Origin of the sequence: Cronobacter universalis NCTC 9529 (assembly GCF_001277175.1) — a bacterium.
Taxonomy (GTDB): domain Bacteria; phylum Pseudomonadota; class Gammaproteobacteria; order Enterobacterales; family Enterobacteriaceae; genus Cronobacter; species Cronobacter universalis.
In genome coordinates this window covers 1782356-1802790 of record NZ_CP012257.1, presented here as the reverse complement: position 1 = coordinate 1802790, position 20435 = coordinate 1782356, and the positions used below count along the sequence as shown (strand labels likewise).

The following is a 20435-nucleotide window of genomic DNA, read 5'->3' as shown; positions in this document are numbered from 1 at the left end:
CCTCGTCCGGTAAATAAAAGGTTGTTTAGTTGTTAATTAAATGTGCATTTACGCTCTTACTGTAGATTGCACGCTTCGTGCCAGCCAGAGGAGAAAATGCATACCAGAGAGGCAGCGACGTTAAATCAACGAGTTACATGCTTATACTATTCACTTTTATTGCATAAAAAGTGAATACTTTTATGACAAAGCGGCCTTCGCCATAAAAAAATCCGCACTTTTATGCATTGATAAAATATTGTTCTGGATTTGTGATCGTGACCGGGATTTGCCATGATAACGCGCCCCATTTCAGGGCATTCGCGCCGTCATGGTGCAAAAGAATGGGGTTCGCGCCGCTTTTAACAATCGTCACAACCTTGCCGGGCCGGGAGACGCGCGGGCGGTTTTTCTGTTACCATCGCGCCACTCTTGTTCATCCAGTGTGTTCGCGACTATGAAATTCATCTCTTTTAACATCAATGGCCTGCGTGCCCGCCCTCATCAGCTTGCCGCGCTGGTGGAACAGCATCAGCCCGACGTGATCGGCCTGCAGGAAACCAAAGTTCACGACGATATGTTCCCCCTCGAAGAGGTGGCGAAACTGGGCTACAACGTGTTTTATCACGGCCAGAAAGGCCACTACGGCGTGGCGCTGCTGACCAAAGCCCCGCCGGTTTCCGTGCGCCGCGGCTTTCCGGGCGACGGCGAAGAAGCCCAGCGCCGTATCATCATGGCCGAAATCCCTTCTTCTGTTGGCGATATCACAGTCATCAACGGCTATTTCCCGCAGGGCGAGAGCCGCGATCACGAGGTGAAATTCCCGGCCAAAGCGAAGTTTTATCAGGATTTGCAGGACTATCTTGAGACGGCGCTCAGCAACGATAAACCGGTGCTGATTATGGGCGATATGAATATCAGCCCCGGCGATCTGGATATCGGCATCGGCGAAGAGAACCGCAAGCGCTGGCTGCGTACCGGCAAATGCTCCTTCCTGCCGGAAGAGCGCGAATGGATGGGCCGCCTGCTGAACTGGGGGCTTAAAGATACGTTCCGTCACGCCAACCCGGAAACGAGCGACCGCTACTCCTGGTTCGACTACCGCTCGAAAGGCTTTGACGATAACCGCGGCCTGCGCATCGACCTGCTGCTGGCGAGCGATCCGCTGATGGCGCGTCTGGCTGAGACCGGCATCGATTACGATATCCGCGCGATGGAAAAACCATCCGATCACGCGCCGGTCTGGGCGACTTTCTCGCTGTAATCTGTTCCGCTCCTCCTGTCCGGGGAGGAGCTTTTGCGGAAAATTACCATGCAAATCATTGATGTCGTGGCGGCGATACTCGTGCGCGACGGCCAGGTGCTGCTGGCGCAGCGCTCGCCTGACGGCGATCTGCCGGGGCTGTGGGAATTTCCCGGCGGCAAAGTGGAGCCGGGCGAAAGCCAGCCAGCGGCGCTGGCGCGTGAGCTTGCCGAAGAGCTGGCGATAAGCGCGCGTATCGGCGCGTATGTCGCAAGCCACACGTGTGAGGTTTCCGGGCGGGTTATCCGGTTACATGCGTGGCGAGTAGATGATTTTGACGGCGAGCCGCAGGCGTTGTGCCATAGCGCGCTCGTCTGGTGTGAACCGCGCGAGGCGTTCGGCTATGCGCTCGCCCCGGCGGATATTCCACTGCTTGAGGCGTTTATGTCCGCACGCGACGCCACACCAGCGGGTTCGTGCTGAGGGTTTTCTCGTCGCGCTGGCACTGCAACAGCACGCCATCGGCTTTGATCACCGCCCCTTCGGAGTAGTTCTGATCCTGATAGACGCAGCACTGAATACACTGCTGCTGCGAACGCTGGCCGCCGGTGCTGAACACCTCTTCCGGCACGTTGACCTGCACATCCGGGCGCAGCCTGTCGGCACCCGCCGGCAGTGTGGCCAGCAGCGCCAGCGCCGCCAGTAAGCTCTTTTTCACTGACACCCCGTTTCCCCTCTTATGATGTTCCTGATTTCACTATAGCGCGTCGCGCTCCTGTGTAGAGAGTATCGGCGCATCCGGCCCGGAGTTTAGCGCGACGGAATTACTCCGTCGCCGGTTGCGCGCCGCTGCGTTTACGGGCGGCAGGCTTTTTGCCGCCCTTGCCCGCGCGGCGTTTTTGCGCCTGCTGGGGCGCCACCAGACCGCGGAACTGACGCACCGGGGCGCTGCGGGCCTGGTCAATCAGCGTGTAGAGCGTGTGCACCAGCGGCTGCATGAAATCCTGATAGCGGCACTGCTTCTCGCTGATTTGCGTCAACGTCGACTCCCACTGCGCGGTCATGTCCGGGCGCGCGGCAAGCTCCGGCAGCGCGTGGATCAGCGCTTTCCCGGCGGGCGTCGAGTGGATATAGCGCCCCTGCTTTTCAAGGAAACCGCGTTTAAACAAAAGCTCAATAATGCCCGCGCGGGTCGCTTCGGTGCCGAGCCCGTCGGTGGCGCGCAGGATCTTCTTCAGATCTTTATCCTGCACAAAGCGCGCGATACCGGTCATGGCCGAGAGCAGCGTGGCGTCGGTAAAGTGGCGCGGCGGCTGGGTCTGGCGTTCGACGACCTCACCCCGTTCGCAGTGCAGCTCGTCGCCCTTTGCCACCACCGGCAGCGGCGTGCCGTCGTTCTCTTCGTCGCGCTCTTTCGCGCCCAGCAGCGCGCGCCAGCCCGTCTCCGCCAGAAAGCGCGCTTTGGCGATAAATTTGCCGCCCGCGATTTCAAGCTCAATCACGCATTTGCGAAACTGCGCGTCCTGGCAGAACTGCATCAGGTACTGACGGGCGATAAGCCCGTAGATTTTCGCCTCGCCGTCAGAGAGCGACGCGGGCGCGCTGCGCGCTGTGGGGATAATAGCGTGGTGCGCGTCCACTTTTTTGTCATCCCAGCAGCGGTTGCGGCGCTCAGGATCGACCGCGGGCTGCGGCAGGAGATCCGGCGCGTGTACGCCTATCGCCTTCAGCACCGCATGGCGGCCCGCGAAGTGTTCTTCCGGCAGGTAGCGGCAGTCGGAGCGCGGATACGTAATGAGTTTGTGGGTTTCGTACAGCTTCTGGCAGATATCCAGCACCATCTGCGCGCTCAGGTTGAAACGTCTGGCGGCCTCGATTTGCAGCGTCGAGAGGGAGAACGGCAGCGGCGCGGCTTCGCTTTCGCGCTTGTCGTTGTAGCTGGTGACAACCGCAGGCTGTCCTTCAATGCGCTTAACGACATGCTCCGCCAGCGCGCGGTTGAGGAGCCGCCCTTCTTCATCCTGATACGGCTCGCAGGCCTCGCTCGGCTGCCAGAGCGCGGTGAAGCGCTCCTGCGCGGGCGTAACGATGTGCGCTTTGACCTCAAAGAAATCTTTGGCGACGAAGTTTTCAATCTCTTCGTCGCGCCGCACCACCAGCCCCAGCACGGGCGTCTGGACGCGGCCTACCGAGAGCACGCCCTGATAGCCCGCGTTCTGCCCGAGCAGCGTCCAGGCGCGCGTCATGTTAATGCCGTACAGCCAGTCGGCGCGGGCGCGGGCGAGCGCCGAGGTGCTGAGCGGCACGAACTCGCGGTTCTCTCGCAGCTTATCGATGGCGCGCTCCACCGCCTGCGGGTTGAGATCGTTAATCAGGCAACGACGCACCTGCTGGCGCTTTTCCGCGGGCAGTTGCAGGTAGTCGAGCACTTCGTCCACCAGCAGTTGCCCTTCGCGATCCGGGTCGCCTGCGTGAACAATCTCCTGCGCCTCGCGCAGCAGCTTTTTAATCACATTGAGCTGCTTTGCGACCGACGGTTTCGGCTGAAGCTGCCACTTTTCCGGCACGATGGGTAAGTCGGCGAGATTCCAGCGGCCATAGCGGCTGTCATAGGCGTCCGGCTGCGCCTGCTCCAGCAGGTGTCCGACGCACCAGGTGACCACCTGGCCGTTCCCGCACTCAATAAACCCGTCGCCCCGGCGGTGCGGTTTCGGCAACACGTCGGCGATGGCGCGCCCCAGGCTGGGCTTTTCGGCAATAAACAACCGCATCGATTAGCGAATCTCCACCATCGGGCGGCCGCCGCGCGCGGTTTTCAGCTCGCCGATGGCGCTGAGCGTGATGCCATGCTCCGCCGCCACGGCCTGCGCCTGCGCTTCTGCTGCTGGCTCCACCGCCAGCAGCAGGCCGCCGGAGGTTTGCGGATCGCACAGCAAACTGCGCCAGGCGTCCGGCATGTCGCCCATCAGGTGGCCGTAGCTCGCGAAGTTACGGCTGGTGCCGCCCGGCACCGCGCCCTGCGCGATGTATTCTTCCACGCCCGGCAGTTTCGGCACAGCCTCATACCAGAGCTCCGCCTGCAGGCCCGCGCCCTGGCACACTTCGCTGAGGTGGCCCAGCAGCCCGAAGCCAGTCACGTCAGTCATCGCCCGCACGCCGTCGATCTCTGCGAAATCAGCGCCCGCTTTATTCATGGTGCACATGACTTCTGTCGCCAGCCCCTGATGCTCAGGGCGCAGCAGCGATTTTTTCTCAGCGGTAGTCAGCACGCCGATACCCAGCGGTTTGGTGAGAAAGAGTTTGCAGCCCGCCTCGGCGGTACTGTTTTTCTTCACGCGTTCGGTCGGCACGACGCCGGTGACCGCCAGGCCGAAAATCGGCTCCGGCGCGTCGATGGAATGGCCGCCCGCGAGCGCAATGCCCGCCTGCTGACACGCAAAGCGGCCGCCTTCCACCACCTCGCGCGCGATTTCCGGCGCGAGCGTGTTAACCGGCCAGCCGAGGATCGCAATCGCCATGATCGGTTTGCCGCCCATCGCGTAGATGTCGCTGATGGCGTTGGTCGCAGCGATTCGGCCAAAATCGAACGGGTTGTCCACGATAGGCATGAAGAAGTCCGTGGTGCTGATAACGCTCGTGCCGTTGCCGAGATCGTACACCGCCGCGTCGTCGCGCGTTTCGTTGCCGACAAGCAGGTTGGGGTCGATAAACTTCGCCTGATCGCTGTGCAGGATGGTTTCCAGCACTTTCGGGGAAATTTTACAACCGCAACCTGCTCCGTGGCTGTACTGGGTCAGACGAATCGCTTGCTCACTCATGGACCGCTCCTTGTTTGGTCAGAATCAGGTGATCGTTATCATTCGATAAATAAAGCGCGCTTATGGTAGCGCCAGAAAGACGGGGTGGTAAGTATGGCTGTCTGAATTGCGCCGCTTTCGCTCACAATCCAGACAGTTTTGCGCGCGGGCTTCAGAAATGACGCACGAAGGGGGCGGTATCCGGCAGGTTAATCGTCGTGGAGGCCTTCAGTTGCGGCGTGCCGAGGTAGAGAAAACCGACAATCTGATCCTGCTCGCGGCATTCAAACGCCTCGCGCACCAAAGCGTTATCGGTGAACGGCCCGCTGCGCCAGATGCCGTTAAAGCCCTGGGCGAGCGCCGCCATCTGCATCGCCATCACCGCGCAACCGGCGCTGACCACCTGCTCCCAGCGCGGCACTTTGTGGTGCTCTTCGCAATGCGCGACCACGGTAATGATCAGCGGCGCGCGGAACGGCGCGTTGCGGGCTTTGTCGATGGCCTTTTCATCCTGGCCGTCAGCGATGGCGGCTTTCTCCAGCAGCGCGCTGAAACGCTCGCGCCCTTCGCCTTCAATGATAAAGAAACGCCATGGCTGTAATGTGCCGTGATCCGGCGCGCGCAGGCCCGCCCGCAGAATGTTTTCCAGCGCGTCGCCCGTTGGCGCAGGCTCAGCGAGACGTGAGGCGCTGCGGCGGTTGACCAGCATATCTAATGCATCCATCTCAACTCTCCTTTGATGATTTTTACTCATAAAATTAACACAGCGGTATGTTTTGTTACACCCTGCCCGCGTTTCCTGCTGACAAGCCCGCCCGTGGTATTTACACTTTGTCGGCGTCCCGCCTGTAGCGGGAGGTTACGGGGTTCCCCGTTATTCACGGATTAGGGAGAGTAAATGCGTACCCTTTGGCGAATTATTGCCGGATTCTTTAAGTGGACCTGGCGCCTGCTCAATATCATCAGAGAGCTGGTGATGAATCTGCTGTTTCTGCTGCTGGTGCTGGTGTGCGTCGGCGTCTGGATGCAGTTTAACAGCGGCCCGTCTGAGCCCGGACGCGGCGCGCTGCTGCTTGATATCAGCGGCGTGGTGGTGGATAAACCGTCGGTCAATAATAAGCTTGGCGCGCTGGGCCGTCAGCTCTTTGGCGCAAGCTCCGACCGCTTACAGGAAAATTCGCTGTTTGATATCGTCAACGCGATCCGCCAGGCGAAAGACGACCGCAATATCACCGGCATCGTGCTGGATCTGAAAGATTTCGCCGGCGCCGACCAGCCGTCGATGCAGTATATCGGCAAGGCGCTGCGTGAATTCCGCGACGCCGGCAAACCGGTGTACGCCATCGGCGAAAGCTACAGCCAGGGCCAGTATTACCTCGCGAGCTTCGCCAACAAGATTTGGCTCTCGCCGCAGGGCACCGTCGATCTGCACGGCTTCGCCACCAATGGCCTCTACTACAAATCCCTGCTCGATAAGCTGAAAGTGACCACGCATGTGTTCCGCGTCGGCACCTATAAATCCGCCGTCGAGCCGTTTATCCGCGACGATATGTCGCCCGCCGCCCGTGAAGCCGACAGCCGCTGGATTGGCGAACTGTGGCAGAACTACCTCGGCACGATCGCGGCTAACCGTCAGGTACCGGCAAGCCAGATCTTCCCTGGCGCTCAGGCGATGATTGCGGGTCTTGAAGCCGCAGGCGGCGATACCGCGAAATACGCGCTCGACAATAAGCTGGTGGATGAACTGGCGAGCAGCGCGGCCATCGACAAAGCGCTGGTGAAACAGTTTGGCTGGAGCGACAAGGATAAAGATTTCCGCGCCGTCAGTATTTACGACTACCCGGTGAACAAGCCGTCCGAACAGGGCGAGAGCATTGCCGTGGTGTTCGCTAATGGCGCCATCATGGATGGCGAAGAGACGCCGGGGAACGTCGGCGGCGATACCACTGCCGCGCAGATCCGCGACGCGCGTCTGGATCCGAAAGTGAAAGCCATTGTGCTGCGGGTGAACAGCCCGGGCGGCAGCGTGACGGCTTCAGAAACCATCCGCCAGGAGCTGGCGGCAGCGAAAGAAGCCGGTAAACCGGTGGTGGTGTCGATGGGCGGCATGGCGGCGTCCGGCGGTTACTGGATCTCCACACCCGCTAACTACATCGTTGCGAACCCCAGCACGCTCACCGGCTCTATCGGCATCTTTGGCGTTATCAACACGGTGGAAAACAGTCTGGATTCCATTGGCGTGCATACCGACGGCGTGGCGACCTCGCCGCTGGCGGATGTGGCGGTCACCAAAGCCCTGCCGCCGGAAGTGCAGAAGCTGATGCAGTTGACCATCGAAAACGGCTATCAGCGCTTTATCGGCCTGGTGGCGCAGTCGCGTAACAAAACGCCGCAGCAGATCGACCAGATAGCCCAGGGCCACGTCTGGACGGGTGAAGACGCGAAGCAAAACGGTCTGGTGGACAGCCTCGGCGATTTCGACGACGCCGTGAAGAAAGCCGCCGAGCTTGCGAAGCTGAAAACCTGGCATCTCGATTTCTATCAGGATGAGCCGGGCTTTATCGATATGGTGATTGCCAACCTGACCGGCTCGGTGCACGCGATGCTGCCGCAGGCGCTTCAGGCCTGGCTGCCTGCGCCGGTGGCCGATGCGGCGCTGGCGGCCAAGAAGGAAGGCGATAAGCTCGCCGCCTTTAACGATCCGCAGAACCGTTACGCCTTCTGCCTGACCTGCGGCGACGTGCGCTAACGCGTCAGCGTCGACCCTGTCACAGCCCGGCCAGCGCCGGGCTGATTTTTTTGCGCAGCGCCTCTATACTGCGCGGGTTTATGCACAACGAAAGCTAACCTATGCAAAAGAAATCGATTTACGTTGCCTATACCGGCGGCACCATCGGTATGCAACGCTCCGAACACGGCTACATTCCCGTCTCCGGCCATCTCCAGCAGCAGCTGGCGCAGATGCCGGAGTTCCACCGCCCCGAAATGCCGGATTTCACCATTCACGAATATGCGCCCCTGATGGACTCCTCCGATATGACGCCGCAGGACTGGCAGCATATCGCCGAAGACATTAAAGCCCATTACGATGAGTATGACGGGTTTGTTATCCTGCACGGCACCGATACGATGGCGTTCACGGCCTCGGCGCTGTCGTTTATGCTGGAGAATCTCAGCAAGCCGGTTATTGTGACCGGCTCGCAGATCCCGCTGGCGGAGCTGCGCTCCGACGGGCAGATCAACCTGCTGAACTCCCTCTACGTGGCGGCGAACTACCCGATTAGCGAAGTGACGCTGTTCTTCAACAACCGGCTCTATCGCGGCAACCGCACCACTAAAGCCCATGCCGATGGTTTTGACGCCTTCGCCTCCCCTAATCTGCCGCCGCTGCTGGAAGCGGGCATTCATATTCGTCGCCTGAATACGCCGCCTGCCCCACACGGCCACGGCGAACTGCGCGTGCATACCATTACGCCGCAGCCTATCGGCGTGGTGACCATTTATCCGGGAATTTCCGCTGACGTGGTGCGTAACTTCTTACGCCAGCCGGTGCGGGCGCTGATCCTGCGCTCTTACGGCGTCGGCAACGCGCCGCAGCATGGCGATTTCCTGAAAGAGTTGCAGGAAGCGTGCTCGCGCGGGATTGTGGTGGTTAACCTGACGCAGTGTATGTCCGGCAAAGTAAACATGGGCGGCTACGCCACCGGCAACGCGCTGGCCCATGCCGGCGTCATCAGCGGCTTCGACATGACCGTCGAGGCGACGCTGACCAAACTGCACTATCTGTTAAGCCAGGGGCTGGAGCCGCAGGCGATCCGCGAAGCGATGATGCGTAACCTGCGCGGCGAACTGACCCCGGACGACTAAAAGGAGCATGGTATGAACTCACGCGCCCTGCTGCTGGTGGATCTGCAAAACGATTTTTGCGCCGGCGGCGCGCTGGCGGTCGCGGAAGGCGACAGCACGGTGGATATCGCGAACGCGATGATTGCATGGTGCCAGAGCCGCGGCGAGCCGGTGGTGGCAAGCCAGGACTGGCACCCGGCGAACCACGGCAGTTTTGCCTCTGTTCAGCACGCCGAGCCGTTCACGCAAGGCACGCTCGACGGCCTGCCGCAAACCTGGTGGCCCGATCACTGCATTCAGGAGAGCGAGGGCGCGGCGCTCCATCCGCTCCTGAACCAGAAAGCCATTGAACAGCGCTTTTATAAAGGCGAAAACCCGGCTATCGACAGCTACAGCGCGTTTTTCGATAACGGACACCGTCAGAAAACCGCGCTCGACGCATGGCTGCGTGAGCGCGGCGTAAGCGAGTTGATCGTCATGGGGCTTGCCACCGACTACTGCGTCAAATACACGGCGCTCGACGCGCTGAGCCTGGGGTATTCGGTGAATGTGATTACGGACGGCTGCCGGGGCGTGAACCTGACGCCGCAGGCCAGTATGCTGGCGTTTCAGGAGATGGCGGCGAGCGGCGCCACGCTCTATACGCTCGACGACTGGCGCGAAACCCAGCCGTAAGCCTCATCAGGCATACGTTGCAACATAAAGAAAAGGCCGCCGGGCGATCCGCGGCCTTTTTTATGCTTCAGCACACGTCAGCTCACTCTGGCTTAAGCGTGGCGATCGGCTGCTGGTTAATGCCGAACTCCGCCTTAAGCTGCTGCTTGCTTTTCATCACCAGCTGGCCGTCAGTGCCGATCGTCATATGCTGCGGATTGGTGTTATGGCGCATCTGCCAGAGCATCACCAGTTGCAGGCTGTTCTCTTTCTGCTCGGGGGTGAGCGCCACGCCGTCGGGCCATTTTCCGAGTTCAACGGCGGTCGCGAGACGCTCGTACACTTCCGGCGTCATGCTGCTAATCAGGTCTTCCAGGTTCATAACATCACGCTCCAGTGGAATAATTTGCTGAATCGATTCTTCAGCCTTTGATTTGCTCGCCGTTATCGTCATCGGTGAAGCTCAGCGACGCCGAATTGACGCAGTAGCGCTCGCCGGTGGGCTGCGGGCCGTCAGGGAAAACGTGCCCCAGGTGCGCGTCGCAGCTACCGCAGCGGATCTCAATGCGCTGCATACCGTGCGAGTAGTCGTTGATATAACGAATCGCGTCTTCGCTCACCGGCTCGTAAAAACTGGGCCAGCCGCAGCCGGAATCATACTTGGTCCCGGAGTTAAACAGCGCCGCATCGCACACCAGACAGTGGTAGACGCCATCGCGTTTGTTATGCAGCAAACGCCCGGTATACGGCGGTTCCGTGCCGTGATTCTGGGTGACGTAAAACTGCATTTCCGTCAGGGTATTTTTCAGATCGTCCTGGGAGTTTTGATTGGCCATAAGGTGACATCTCGGGGGGTTTAAGCAGTTACATTACCTGTAATATTCTAACAAAACATTAACAGTAACGCGTACACTTTTGGTCTAAACTTAGCACTGAAAATGCAGCAGACAGGCAAATGTGACCAGCATCACACTTTTGTTTTCGACGCCCTTTTAAATTCCTGTCAGCGTCCCCATATGGACCTGAGCCCAAAAGGAAGAGTGAGGTGAGTCAGTCGTGCAAAGCTTGTCCACAGGATTGATTTGTCGCAATGATTGACACGATTCCGCTTGACGCTGCGTAAGGTTTTTGTAATTTTACAGCCAACCTTTTATTCACTAACAAATAGCTGGTGGAATATATGACTATCAAAGTAGGTATCAACGGTTTTGGCCGTATCGGTCGCATTGTTTTCCGTGCCGCTCAGAAACGTTCTGACATCGAGATCGTTGCAATCAACGACCTGTTAGACGCTGACTACATGGCCTACATGCTGAAGTATGACTCTACTCACGGTCGTTTCGACGGTACCGTTGAAGTTAAAGACGGTCATCTGATCGTTAACGGTAAAAAAATCCGCGTTACCGCTGAAAAAGACCCGGCTAACCTGAAGTGGGACGAAGTGGGCGTGGACGTGGTTGCTGAAGCAACCGGTATCTTCCTGACCGACGAAACCGCACGTAAACACATCACCGCTGGCGCGAAAAAAGTTGTTCTGACTGGCCCGTCCAAAGACAACACCCCGATGTTCGTTCGTGGCGCTAACTTTGATAAATATGAAGGCCAGGATATCGTTTCCAACGCATCCTGCACCACCAACTGCCTGGCACCGCTGGCGAAAGTTATCAACGACAACTTCGGCATCATCGAAGGTCTGATGACCACCGTTCACGCGACCACCGCGACTCAGAAAACCGTTGACGGCCCGTCTCACAAAGACTGGCGCGGCGGCCGTGGCGCGGCTCAGAACATCATCCCGTCCTCTACCGGCGCTGCTAAAGCTGTAGGTAAAGTACTGCCGGAACTGAACGGCAAACTGACCGGTATGGCGTTCCGCGTTCCGACCCCGAACGTATCTGTTGTTGACCTGACCGTTCGCCTGGAAAAAGCAGCGACCTACGAGCAGATCAAAGACGCAATCAAGAAAGCCGCTGAAGGCGAAATGAAAGGCGTTCTGGGTTACACCGAAGATGACGTGGTTTCCACCGACTTCAACGGCGAAGTGTGCACTTCCGTGTTCGATGCTAAAGCGGGTATCGCACTGAACGACAACTTCGTGAAACTGGTTTCCTGGTACGACAACGAAACCGGCTACTCCAACAAAGTACTGGACCTGATCGCTCACATCTCCAAATAAGTGAGATGAGATTCTGATCTTAAGGGCGACTTCGGTCGCCCTTTTTATTTGGATTTAAGACAGAGGATTGCCAGAAATGATCAATACGCTTTTTGCCCTACCGGTGTCTGAGCAGTTAACGCCTTACCTCTCCCGTCGTCAGCATGACGAACTGGATATTATTGTTATCGACCACCCGCAGGTTCGCGCCGCCGTGGCGTTGCAGGGCGCGCACCTGCTGTGCTGGAAACCGGCTGGCGAAGAAGAGGTGTTATGGCTGAGCGCCAACACGCCGTTTAAAAAAGGCGTCGCGCTCCGCGGCGGCGTGCCGATCTGCTGGCCGTGGTTTGGCCCTTCGGCGCAAAAAGATCTGCCTTCGCACGGTTTCGCCCGCAACCTGCCGTGGAACCTGAGCGCCCATAATGAAGATGACAACGGCGTCGTGCTGACGTTTGAACTGCACGCCAGCGATGCGAGCCGCCAGTACTGGCCGCATGACTTCACGCTTTATGCGCGCTACAAACTGGGCAAGACCTGTGAAATGGAACTGGAAGCGCACGGCGAATTTGAAACCACCTCCGCGCTGCACTCCTATTTCAACGTTGGCGATATCGCTGAAGTGAAAGTGAGCGGTCTTGGCGAAGCGTATATCGACAAAGTGAATGGCGGCGAGGAAGGCAAACTCAACGGCGGCGTACAGGCGTTCCCGGACCGTACCGATCGCGTCTACCTGGGCCCGGAAGGGTGCAGCCTGATCCACGACGGTGCGCTTAACCGCACCATTGAAGTGGTGCATCATCACAACAGTAATGTGGTGGGCTGGAACCCCGGCCCGGCGCTCTCTGCCAGCATGGGCGACATGCCGGACGACGGTTACAAAACCTTTGTCTGCGTGGAAACCGCCTGCGTCACGAAACCGCAGCAGACGCGTGAAGATAAACCGTCACGCCTCTCCCAGACGCTGCGCGTGGTTAAGCAAGCCTGATAACCAACGGCCTCGCGATTAGCGGGGCCGTTTTTTAATCCCCCTTCCCCACTTCTCCTGAGCCTGCGCCATAAAAAAGGGCGCCATAAGGCGCCCCAAAATAGCGTTGCTCGTCAGAACGTGTAAGTCACGCCGGTAGAGAGCAGCGCAGACCAGGAACGGTCTACCATCGGGCTGTCTTTCGCTTCGTCGCTCAGGTGGGTGTAACGGCCGCTGCCGTAAACGCTCCAGCTGTCAGAGAGACGATAGACGGCGGTCAGCTCGGCATACGGCGCCCAGCCGTCGTCAGCATCATAGCGGCTAAGCCCGCTGCGGCGCGACTCTTTGCCGCTCACGCCATAGTAGTAGTCATTCTGGTTTTCGCTGCTCCACTCGACACCGATGCCCGGCGTCAGGGTCAGGCCGCCGTTGGTATAACGATAGAGCCACGCCAGATCCCACACGATACCGTTGCTGTTATCCAGCGTATCGGCCGCGAGAGAGGTGCGCAGATAGCCATACGGCGTATTGTGTACGTAAGAGAGGCCCGCCATCAGCGTGGACTTACGTTCGTCCAGACGGCGTAACGCGCTGTTGTCGCTGTCGCCCGGCTTGAAGTGCAGCGGCGAGTAATACGCCATAATGGAAAGTTTATCGGCAGTGTCATTCCACAGGTAGTATCCCGCGCCCAGCCCACGTACCCAGAAGTTATCGCCTTCATAGTTGATAACCGGCAGAGGGTAAACGTCGCGGTCGTACTGTTTATAAGGATTCACTACCCATCCTGCACCCGCGCCAACTGACAGTTTTCCTTCTGCATGCGCAAAGGTAGCGGCTGAAGCCATCACGGCACCCAGTGCCAGAAATTTGAATGTGCTCACAATCCATCAAGTCCTTTAGTCAAATGATCGGCTCGCGAAGTGTAACCGCCCCTTACGCTTCACCCCAAATTTTTTCGCACTTCTTTACATCACTGGATCGCGCAGCCTCGCATTTTCGCGTGACAGCCGCCTTGCAATTTTATGACTTTGGCGTTAATCCGCATGTCGTATGCAAATGCTGTAGCAGAAACAACGGGATGAGTGCTTGATATATCACTGAATGTCACATAAGGCGGCATGCAAGATTTTCAAATGCCATCTACGCTTAAAATTAAGAAGGTGCATTACCCTGACCGCAGTAGCACAGTGCAACGCGCAAAAAAATGCTTAAGTTGGCATTAGGGTTGCTGTACTCAGAATACGTCTTCCTGGAGCCTCCACTATTCATATGAACGGCTCTTTAACCTGTGCTAAAAAACGAAAGGACGGCATGCCATGAATATATTCGATCACTATCGCCAGCGCTATGAAGCTGCCAAGGACGAAGAGTTCACACTGCAGGAATTTCTTACCGTTTGCCGGCAGGATCGCAGTGCATATGCAAATGCGGCGGAACGGCTATTGATGGCCATCGGTGAGCCAGTGATGGTGGATACTGCCCAGGAGCCACGGCTTTCCCGTCTCTTTTCAAACCGGGTGGTCGCCCGGTATCCGGCGTTTGAAGAGTTCTATGGCATGGAAGAGGCCATTGAGCAGATTGTGTCGTACCTGAAACATGCGGCGCAGGGTCTGGAAGAGAAGAAACAGATCCTCTATCTGCTGGGGCCCGTGGGCGGCGGTAAATCGTCGCTCGCCGAGCGTCTGAAATCGCTGATGCAGCGCGTGCCTATATATGTGCTGAGCGCTAACGGCGAGCGCAGCCCGGTTAACGATCACCCGCTGTGCCTGTTCAATCCGCAGGAAGACGCGCAAATTCTGGAGAAAGAGTACAACGTCCCGCGCCGCTATCTCGGCACGATTATGTCGCCGTGGGCCGCGAAACGGCTGCATGAGTTTGGCGGCGACATTACCAAATTCCGCGTTGTTAAAGTCTGGCCGTCTATTCTTGAGCAAATCGCTATCGCGAAAACCGAGCCGGGCGATGAAAACAACCAGGATATCTCTGCGCTGGTGGGTAAAGTGGATATCCGTAAGCTCGAGCACCACGCGCAAAACGATCCGGACGCCTACGGCTACTCCGGCGCGCTGTGCCGCGCCAACCAGGGCGTGATGGAATTCGTCGAGATGTTTAAAGCGCCGATCAAAGTGCTGCATCCGCTGCTAACGGCGACGCAGGAGGGGAACTATAACGGGACGGAGGGGATTTCCGCCCTGCCCTTCAACGGCATCATTCTGGCGCACTCCAACGAATCGGAATGGGTCACTTTCCGTAATAACAAAAACAACGAGGCGTTCCTTGACCGTGTCTATATCGTCAAGGTGCCTTATTGCCTGCGTATTTCGGAAGAGATCAAAATCTACGAAAAACTGCTTAACCACAGTGAGCTGTCGCACGCGCCATGCGCGCCCGGCACGCTGGAGACGCTGGCGCGTTTCTCCATTCTGTCGCGCCTGAAAGAGCCGGAAAACTCCAGCATCTACTCAAAAATGCGCGTCTATGACGGTGAAAGCCTCAAGGACACCGATCCGAAAGCGAAGTCTTATCAGGAGTATCGCGACTACGCGGGCGTGGACGAAGGCATGAACGGGCTATCCACCCGCTTCGCGTTCAAAATCCTCTCACGCGTCTTCAACTTCGACCATACCGAAGTGGCGGCGAACCCGGTGCATCTCTTCTATGTGCTGGAGCAGCAGATCGAACGCGAGCAGTTCCCGCAGGAGCAGGCCGAGCGTTATCTGGAATTCCTGAAAGGCTATCTGATCCCGAAATATGCCGAGTTTATCGGTAAAGAGATCCAGACGGCGTATCTGGAGTCTTACTCCGAATATGGCCAGAACATCTTTGACCGCTACGTCACCTACGCGGATTTCTGGATCCAGGATCAGGAGTATCGCGACCCGGATACCGGTCAGCTGTTTGATCGCGAATCGCTCAACGCGGAGCTGGAGAAAATCGAGAAACCGGCGGGCATCAGCAACCCGAAAGATTTCCGTAACGAAATCGTCAACTTCGTGCTGCGCGCCCGTGCCAATAATAATGGTCGCAATCCGAACTGGACCAGCTACGAGAAACTGCGCACGGTTATCGAGAAGAAAATGTTCTCGAACACCGAGGAGCTGCTGCCGGTTATCTCCTTTAATGCTAAAACGTCAACTGATGAGCAGAAAAAACACGATGATTTTGTCGATCGCATGATGGAAAAAGGCTATACCCGCAAACAAGTGCGTCTGCTTTGCGAATGGTATCTGCGCGTGCGTAAATCGTCCTGATGAATCGCCCGGCGGCGTTCGCGCCGACCGGGTTTACAACGAAGCGAACCGTACGCCGGAGCGCGCCGCGCTTGCGGCGATATCGGTTCGGCATAAAGTTGGCAATGCAGTACGGGGGGCATATGACCTGGTTCATAGACCGACGTCTTAACGGCAAAAACAAAAGCACGGTAAACCGTCAGCGCTTTTTGCGCCGTTATAAAGCACAAATCAAACAGTCGATCTCCGAGGCGATCAACAAGCGTTCGGTGACCGATATCCAGAGCGGCGAATCCGTTTCCATTCCGAATGACGATATCAGCGAACCGATGTTCCATCAGGGGCGCGGCGGCCTGCGCCATCGCGTGCATCCGGGTAACGACCATTTCGTCCAGAACGATCGCATCGAGCGCCCGCAGGGCGGCGGCGGCGGCGGAGGTAGCGGCCAGGGCCAGGCGAGCGCCGATGGCGAGGGCCAGGACGAGTTTGTTTTCCAGATCTCCAAAGATGAATATCTCGACCTCCTGTTCGAAGATCTCGCCCTGCCGAATCTCAAAAAGAATCAGCATCGCCAGTTAAACGAATATAAAACCCACCGTTCCGGCTACACCTCCAACGGGGTGCCCGCGAACATCAGCGTGGTACGCTCGCTGCAAAACTCGCTGGCGCGCCGCACCGCGATGACGGCCGGCAAGCGCCGCGCGCTGCGTGAGCTGGAGGCGAATCTGGAAGACGCGCTGAAAAGCGAACCGGCGCAACTGCTTGAGGAGGAGCGGTTACGTAAGGAGATCGCCGAGCTGCGCGCCAAAATCGAACGCGTGCCGTTTATCGACACCTTCGACCTGCGTTACAAAAATTTTGAGAAACGCCCGGAACCGTCAAGCCAGGCGGTAATGTTCTGTCTGATGGACGTCTCCGGCTCGATGGATCAGGCGACCAAAGATATGGCCAAACGCTTTTATATTCTGCTCTATCTGTTCCTGAGCCGGACCTATAAAAACGTCGATGTGGTCTATATCCGCCACCATACGCAGGCGAAAGAAGTCGATGAGCATGAGTTTTTCTATTCACAGGAGACCGGCGGGACCATTGTTTCGAGCGCGCTGAAGCTCATGGATGAAGTGGTGAAAGCCCGTTACGATCCGGCGCAGTGGAATATTTACGCCGCTCAGGCCTCCGATGGCGATAACTGGGCCGATGACTCGCCGCTCTGTCACGAAATTTTGGCTAAGAAAATATTGCCGGTGGTGCGTTATTACAGTTATATCGAAATCACCCGCCGCGCCCACCAGACGCTGTGGCGGGAATATGAAGATCTCCAGGCGAAATATGAGAATTTCGCTATGCAGCATATCCGCGATCAGGATGATATTTACCCGGTATTCCGGGAACTGTTTCACAAACAAGCCAGCGAAAACTGGAGTTAACCAGCGGGGCCGGCCATGCGCCGGCCTTTAACGCTTTTTATTTCTCACCTGCAATTAAAGCAACACTTAACTTTAATGTCAGCCCTGCTTAATTAAATGAATCTTCTGGCTCAGAATATTTAGCAGTACAACGCCTCTGTATTAATAACCCTACAGATTTTACTTACAGCCGGTTCGCTATCAGTTATAGTGAGCGGCACTATAAATAACGACGCGGCGCCGTCGCAGGACCACCGTGAATCATGTTTAACAGGGTCTCATTGGGCTTGAATAAAACTTCCGGGATGGTGGGGATAATCATCGCCAGCATATTCGCCGTCCTGGCTGTTGCGCAAATAGTGTACTGGCGATTAGAAACAAACCGGATTGACCATTATAGCCAGGCGGTGCTGGAGCGCAGCGTAACGCTTTTACAGCAGGCAAACAACCTTGCCGCCCGCGAGATGAAAATGGCCCACTATTCCCCCTGCAGCGAAGCGGATCTCAATGCGCTGCGCACATTATTGTGGGAATACCAGATGATCAAAGATGTTGGTCGTACCGGCGCGCGCGGGATTATCTGCTCGGCGCTCTGGGGCCATCTTCCTGTCCCACAGCCGCTGGCCGCAACGGAAAATATCGTCAGCCGCGACGGCGCTCGCTGGTTATTAAATCTGCCGCTGACAGAAACGATTAGCGTCAGCGCCTGGTGGCGCGACAATCTGCTGGTGATATTTTCTCCTTTCGTTTTTACCCGCTTTGAAAATGACGCCGCGACGGCGCATTACAGCGCGATTATTACAAATTCACAGCGCGACCGCCGCTGGTTTACGCTGGGGCCGACGCAGGCGCTATTATCCGAAACGGACACCGGCTCGCACTATGCCTGGTATTACATCACCCGTGAGCATTGCAATACGCAATACGATATCTGCGTTATTGCCGGCACGCACCCTTATGGTCTTTTGCAGGCGCGCTGGTATACCCTTCTGCTGATTGCCGCGCTCGGTCTTGCGGTCGGCCTGCTGCTGTGCGTGGGCCTCGCGCTTTACCGCGGCAAAAAAGCCTCTCTCCCGGCCCGTCTGGAAAACGCCTTAAAAAACGGTGAGATGTGCGTGGCTTACCAGCCTATTTATGAGATTGAAACGGGACGAATGAAAGGCATGGAGGCGCTGCTTCGCTGGCATGATAATAATGGCGAGGCTATCTCGCCGGATATTTTTATTCCGCTGGCCGAAAAAGAAGGGATGATAAGTAAGGTCACTGAATTTGTCACGACGCGGGCCATTACGGAGATGGCGGAATTGCTGACACCCTATGACCTGACGCTAAGTATTAATATCAGCCTCAACGATCTCTTCTCCCGTCACTATCTTGATTTTCTGACGCAACTCACCCGGAAAAACGGCCTTGCAACGAATCGCATAATGCTGGAAATAACGGAGCGGGAAAATGCGACGCTGGCGCATATGGAAGCGGCGATCGCTTTATTCAAGCAGCAGGGGTTTTTAATCGCGCTCGATGATTTCGGCACCGGGTATTCGACGATATCCTGGCTGTCGCGGCTGTCGATAGATGAAGTTAAAGTGGATAAAAGCATTACCGAGGCGATTGGCACGCCGACGCTTAATAAAACGCTACTGGTTAATTTAATTGAGATGCTGAAAGCGATGCCGCAAAAAGTGGTATTTGAGGGGCTGGAGCAGCGGTTGCAGGTGGATTATTTGCAGGATAATTTCCCGGGTTGTTACGGCCAGGGCTGGTGGTTTTCCCGCCCTGTCGACCGCCAGGCGTTACGCTTATTGCTGACGATGCAGGCAAAATAAAACAGCAGCCCTGAGGCTGCTGCGATCACAGATAAAATCAACGTGCCGGATTATTTACGTCCGCCGCTGTGGCTGTTCTGGCCGCCTTTTTTACCTGCTTCAGACGCACGTTCCGGGTCATTTTTAAAATTCCCGCCGCTCTGCTGTCCGCCTTTTTTACCCGCTTCTGATGCTTTTTCACGATCTTCGGCAAAGTTGCCGGAACCACCACGATGTTCAGCCATAACAGCCTCCGAGATTGGGTTAGTGTTACCAGAAAAAACGTCAATTTTAAAAAATTATCGCCTGCCGAAGGTATCATTACGCTTACCGGTCAGAGCGCGCTTCCGTGCATTTCTTCCGCAAACGTCGCTTTGTACGGGTTATTCCCGCCAGAGCCCCGATTGTGAAACTGCTTCGCCACATTCCGGCGTTGCGCTTATTACGAGGCGTCAGGACGGCGTTATTAATATCCGCATTATCACTGGCGCCAGCTTCATTAGTCACTCTTATGACTGTAATACAGCTTTGCAAAGTAAGCCAAACGACAGGATGATATTTTCTGTGTGAAATGACCCTAGCTTGTTTATTTTATTTGCTTTTATTTTGTGAAAATTTCCCGGCGTTGCAAAATAAGCGAAGCGCCAGTAAGGTTGCATTCATTATCCTGAAAACGAGGCGAGAAAATGAAAGGTATGGATATACACCAGCAGCTCGTGGATTTACTGACCCACGGCCAGGCGCGCTTTCGCGTGATGGAGCATGAGGCGGTGGGTAAATGCGAGGCGGTATCGGAAATTCGCGGTACGCCGCTAAGCCAGGGGGCGAAAGCGCTGGTCTGTAAAATCAAAGGCAACGGGGTGAAACAAGTTGTGCTGGCGGTGCTCGGCGCCGACCTCCAGGCGGATCTCGCCCTGCTTGCGCAGCATCTGGGCGGGACAAAGGCGTCGCTCGCAAGCCCGGCGGAAGTGGATGAACTCACCCGCTGCGTCTTTGGCGCCATCCCGCCGTTCAGTTTTCACCCGGAACTCAGACTGGTGGCCGACCCGCTGTTATTTGAGCGCCATGACGAAATCGCCTTTAATGCCGGCCTGCTCGAAAAATCGATTATCATGGACACCGCCGACTATCTGCGCCTCGCCAGGCCGACACTGGTGGCCTTCCATCGCGCGCCGTCTACCAGCGCCGCTCCAGATACCGCACCGCAATAATCAGCGTGGCGGCGGTAGCGAGAAAGAACGTGGTTATCCAGAGCGCGTCGGGCGACAGCAGATCGTTCATCGTTTCTCCAGGTTTATCGCGTAAACATCGGGGGGATGCTGCTCACACTGATAGCGCCTTTTGATTGCAGAATAA

General features: G+C 57.0%; 19 protein-coding genes. 11 read left to right on the top strand and 8 right to left on the bottom strand.

Features of this window, described 5'->3' with window-relative positions; all coding sequences use genetic code 11:
- The first annotated feature begins 436 nt into the window (after positions 1-436).
- A complete protein-coding gene (gene xthA, locus AFK65_RS08245; RefSeq protein WP_007696660.1) occupies positions 437-1243 on the top strand; it encodes an exodeoxyribonuclease III in 807 nt (268 codons plus the stop codon).
- Positions 1244-1291: 48 nt separating this feature from the next.
- Complete coding sequence (locus AFK65_RS08240) at positions 1292-1705, top strand: pyrimidine (deoxy)nucleoside triphosphate diphosphatase (protein ID WP_007696657.1); 414 nt, start codon at positions 1292-1294, stop codon at positions 1703-1705.
- Here the strand turns inward: AFK65_RS08240 and AFK65_RS08235 are convergent.
- From AFK65_RS08235 to AFK65_RS08220, 4 genes are all read right to left on the bottom strand, one after another.
- Positions 1665-1946 (bottom strand): DUF1496 domain-containing protein, encoded by a 282-nt coding sequence (locus AFK65_RS08235; RefSeq protein ID WP_007696654.1) that lies wholly within the window; start codon positions 1944-1946, stop codon positions 1665-1667. The genes AFK65_RS08240 and AFK65_RS08235 overlap by 41 nt on opposite strands.
- Before the next feature lie 100 nt (positions 1947-2046).
- Complete coding sequence (locus AFK65_RS08230) at positions 2047-3993, bottom strand: DNA topoisomerase III (RefSeq protein WP_038857389.1); 1947 nt, start codon at positions 3991-3993, stop codon at positions 2047-2049.
- A gap of 3 nt (positions 3994-3996) precedes the next feature.
- Positions 3997-5040 (bottom strand): selenide, water dikinase SelD, encoded by a 1044-nt coding sequence (gene selD, locus AFK65_RS08225; RefSeq protein WP_038857392.1) that lies wholly within the window; start codon positions 5038-5040, stop codon positions 3997-3999.
- 151 nt (positions 5041-5191) lie between these two features.
- The gene (locus AFK65_RS08220; protein WP_007696638.1) at positions 5192-5743 is read right to left on the bottom strand and encodes an NAD(P)H nitroreductase; all 552 of its coding nucleotides are present in this window, start codon (positions 5741-5743) and stop codon (positions 5192-5194) included.
- 174 nt (positions 5744-5917) lie between these two features.
- Between AFK65_RS08220 and sppA the strand changes: the two genes are divergently transcribed.
- The 3 genes from sppA (at position 5918) to pncA (ending at position 9540) form a co-directional block, all read left to right on the top strand.
- Positions 5918-7768: a signal peptide peptidase SppA gene (sppA, locus tag AFK65_RS08215; RefSeq protein ID WP_038857394.1), complete on the top strand. Its 1851-nt coding sequence runs from the start codon at positions 5918-5920 to the stop codon at positions 7766-7768.
- Positions 7769-7869: 101 nt separating this feature from the next.
- Positions 7870-8886 carry an asparaginase gene (ansA, locus tag AFK65_RS08210; protein WP_004386621.1) on the top strand — a complete coding sequence of 339 codons (1017 nt, stop codon included), beginning with the start codon at positions 7870-7872 and terminating at the stop codon, positions 8884-8886.
- 12 nt (positions 8887-8898) lie between these two features.
- On the top strand, positions 8899-9540 hold the full coding sequence (gene pncA / locus AFK65_RS08205) for a bifunctional nicotinamidase/pyrazinamidase (protein WP_038857396.1): 642 nt from the start codon (positions 8899-8901) through the stop codon (positions 9538-9540).
- An 82-nt stretch (positions 9541-9622) separates the two neighbouring features.
- Here the strand turns inward: pncA and AFK65_RS08200 are convergent, their stop codons facing one another.
- Both AFK65_RS08200 and msrB read right to left on the bottom strand, forming a co-directional pair.
- Positions 9623-9901, bottom strand: a complete 279-nt coding sequence (locus tag AFK65_RS08200) for a YeaC family protein (protein ID WP_004386623.1) — start codon at positions 9899-9901, stop codon at positions 9623-9625.
- A 40-nt stretch (positions 9902-9941) separates the two neighbouring features.
- Positions 9942-10355: a peptide-methionine (R)-S-oxide reductase MsrB gene (gene msrB / locus AFK65_RS08195; RefSeq protein WP_007696627.1), complete on the bottom strand. Its 414-nt coding sequence runs from the start codon at positions 10353-10355 to the stop codon at positions 9942-9944.
- A 344-nt stretch (positions 10356-10699) separates the two neighbouring features.
- Between msrB and gapA the strand changes: the two genes are divergently transcribed.
- Together gapA and AFK65_RS08185 are read left to right on the top strand one after the other, a co-directional pair.
- Entirely contained in the window at positions 10700-11695 is a 996-nt protein-coding gene (gene gapA, locus AFK65_RS08190) for a glyceraldehyde-3-phosphate dehydrogenase (RefSeq protein ID WP_038857398.1), read from the top strand.
- A 76-nt stretch (positions 11696-11771) separates the two neighbouring features.
- Complete coding sequence (locus AFK65_RS08185; RefSeq protein WP_038857401.1) at positions 11772-12659, top strand: D-hexose-6-phosphate mutarotase; 888 nt, start codon at positions 11772-11774, stop codon at positions 12657-12659.
- A gap of 113 nt (positions 12660-12772) precedes the next feature.
- Here AFK65_RS08185 and AFK65_RS08180 read toward each other — a convergent pair whose 3' ends face one another.
- Entirely contained in the window at positions 12773-13483 is a 711-nt protein-coding gene (locus AFK65_RS08180) for a MipA/OmpV family protein (protein ID WP_369835003.1), read from the bottom strand.
- Positions 13484-13954: 471 nt separating this feature from the next.
- Here AFK65_RS08180 and yeaG point away from each other — a divergent pair, with 471 nt between their 5' ends.
- The 3 genes from yeaG (at position 13955) to AFK65_RS08160 (ending at position 19100) form a co-directional block, all read left to right on the top strand.
- Positions 13955-15889 carry a protein kinase YeaG gene (yeaG, locus tag AFK65_RS08175; protein ID WP_004386628.1) on the top strand — a complete coding sequence of 645 codons (1935 nt, stop codon included), beginning with the start codon at positions 13955-13957 and terminating at the stop codon, positions 15887-15889.
- A gap of 122 nt (positions 15890-16011) precedes the next feature.
- Positions 16012-17295 carry a YeaH/YhbH family protein gene (locus AFK65_RS08170; protein WP_007696612.1) on the top strand — a complete coding sequence of 428 codons (1284 nt, stop codon included), beginning with the start codon at positions 16012-16014 and terminating at the stop codon, positions 17293-17295.
- Between the two features lie 284 nt (positions 17296-17579).
- Complete coding sequence (locus tag AFK65_RS08160) at positions 17580-19100, top strand: EAL domain-containing protein (RefSeq protein ID WP_032804525.1); 1521 nt, start codon at positions 17580-17582, stop codon at positions 19098-19100.
- A 50-nt stretch (positions 19101-19150) separates the two neighbouring features.
- Here AFK65_RS08160 and AFK65_RS20910 read toward each other — a convergent pair whose 3' ends face one another.
- Positions 19151-19324 (bottom strand): con-10 family general stress protein, encoded by a 174-nt coding sequence (locus AFK65_RS20910; RefSeq protein WP_007696594.1) that lies wholly within the window; start codon positions 19322-19324, stop codon positions 19151-19153.
- A gap of 441 nt (positions 19325-19765) precedes the next feature.
- Here AFK65_RS20910 and AFK65_RS08155 point away from each other — a divergent pair, with 441 nt between their 5' ends.
- The gene (locus AFK65_RS08155) at positions 19766-20290 is read left to right on the top strand and encodes a YbaK/prolyl-tRNA synthetase associated domain-containing protein (RefSeq protein ID WP_007696588.1); all 525 of its coding nucleotides are present in this window, start codon (positions 19766-19768) and stop codon (positions 20288-20290) included.
- Positions 20291-20435 lie beyond the last annotated feature (145 nt).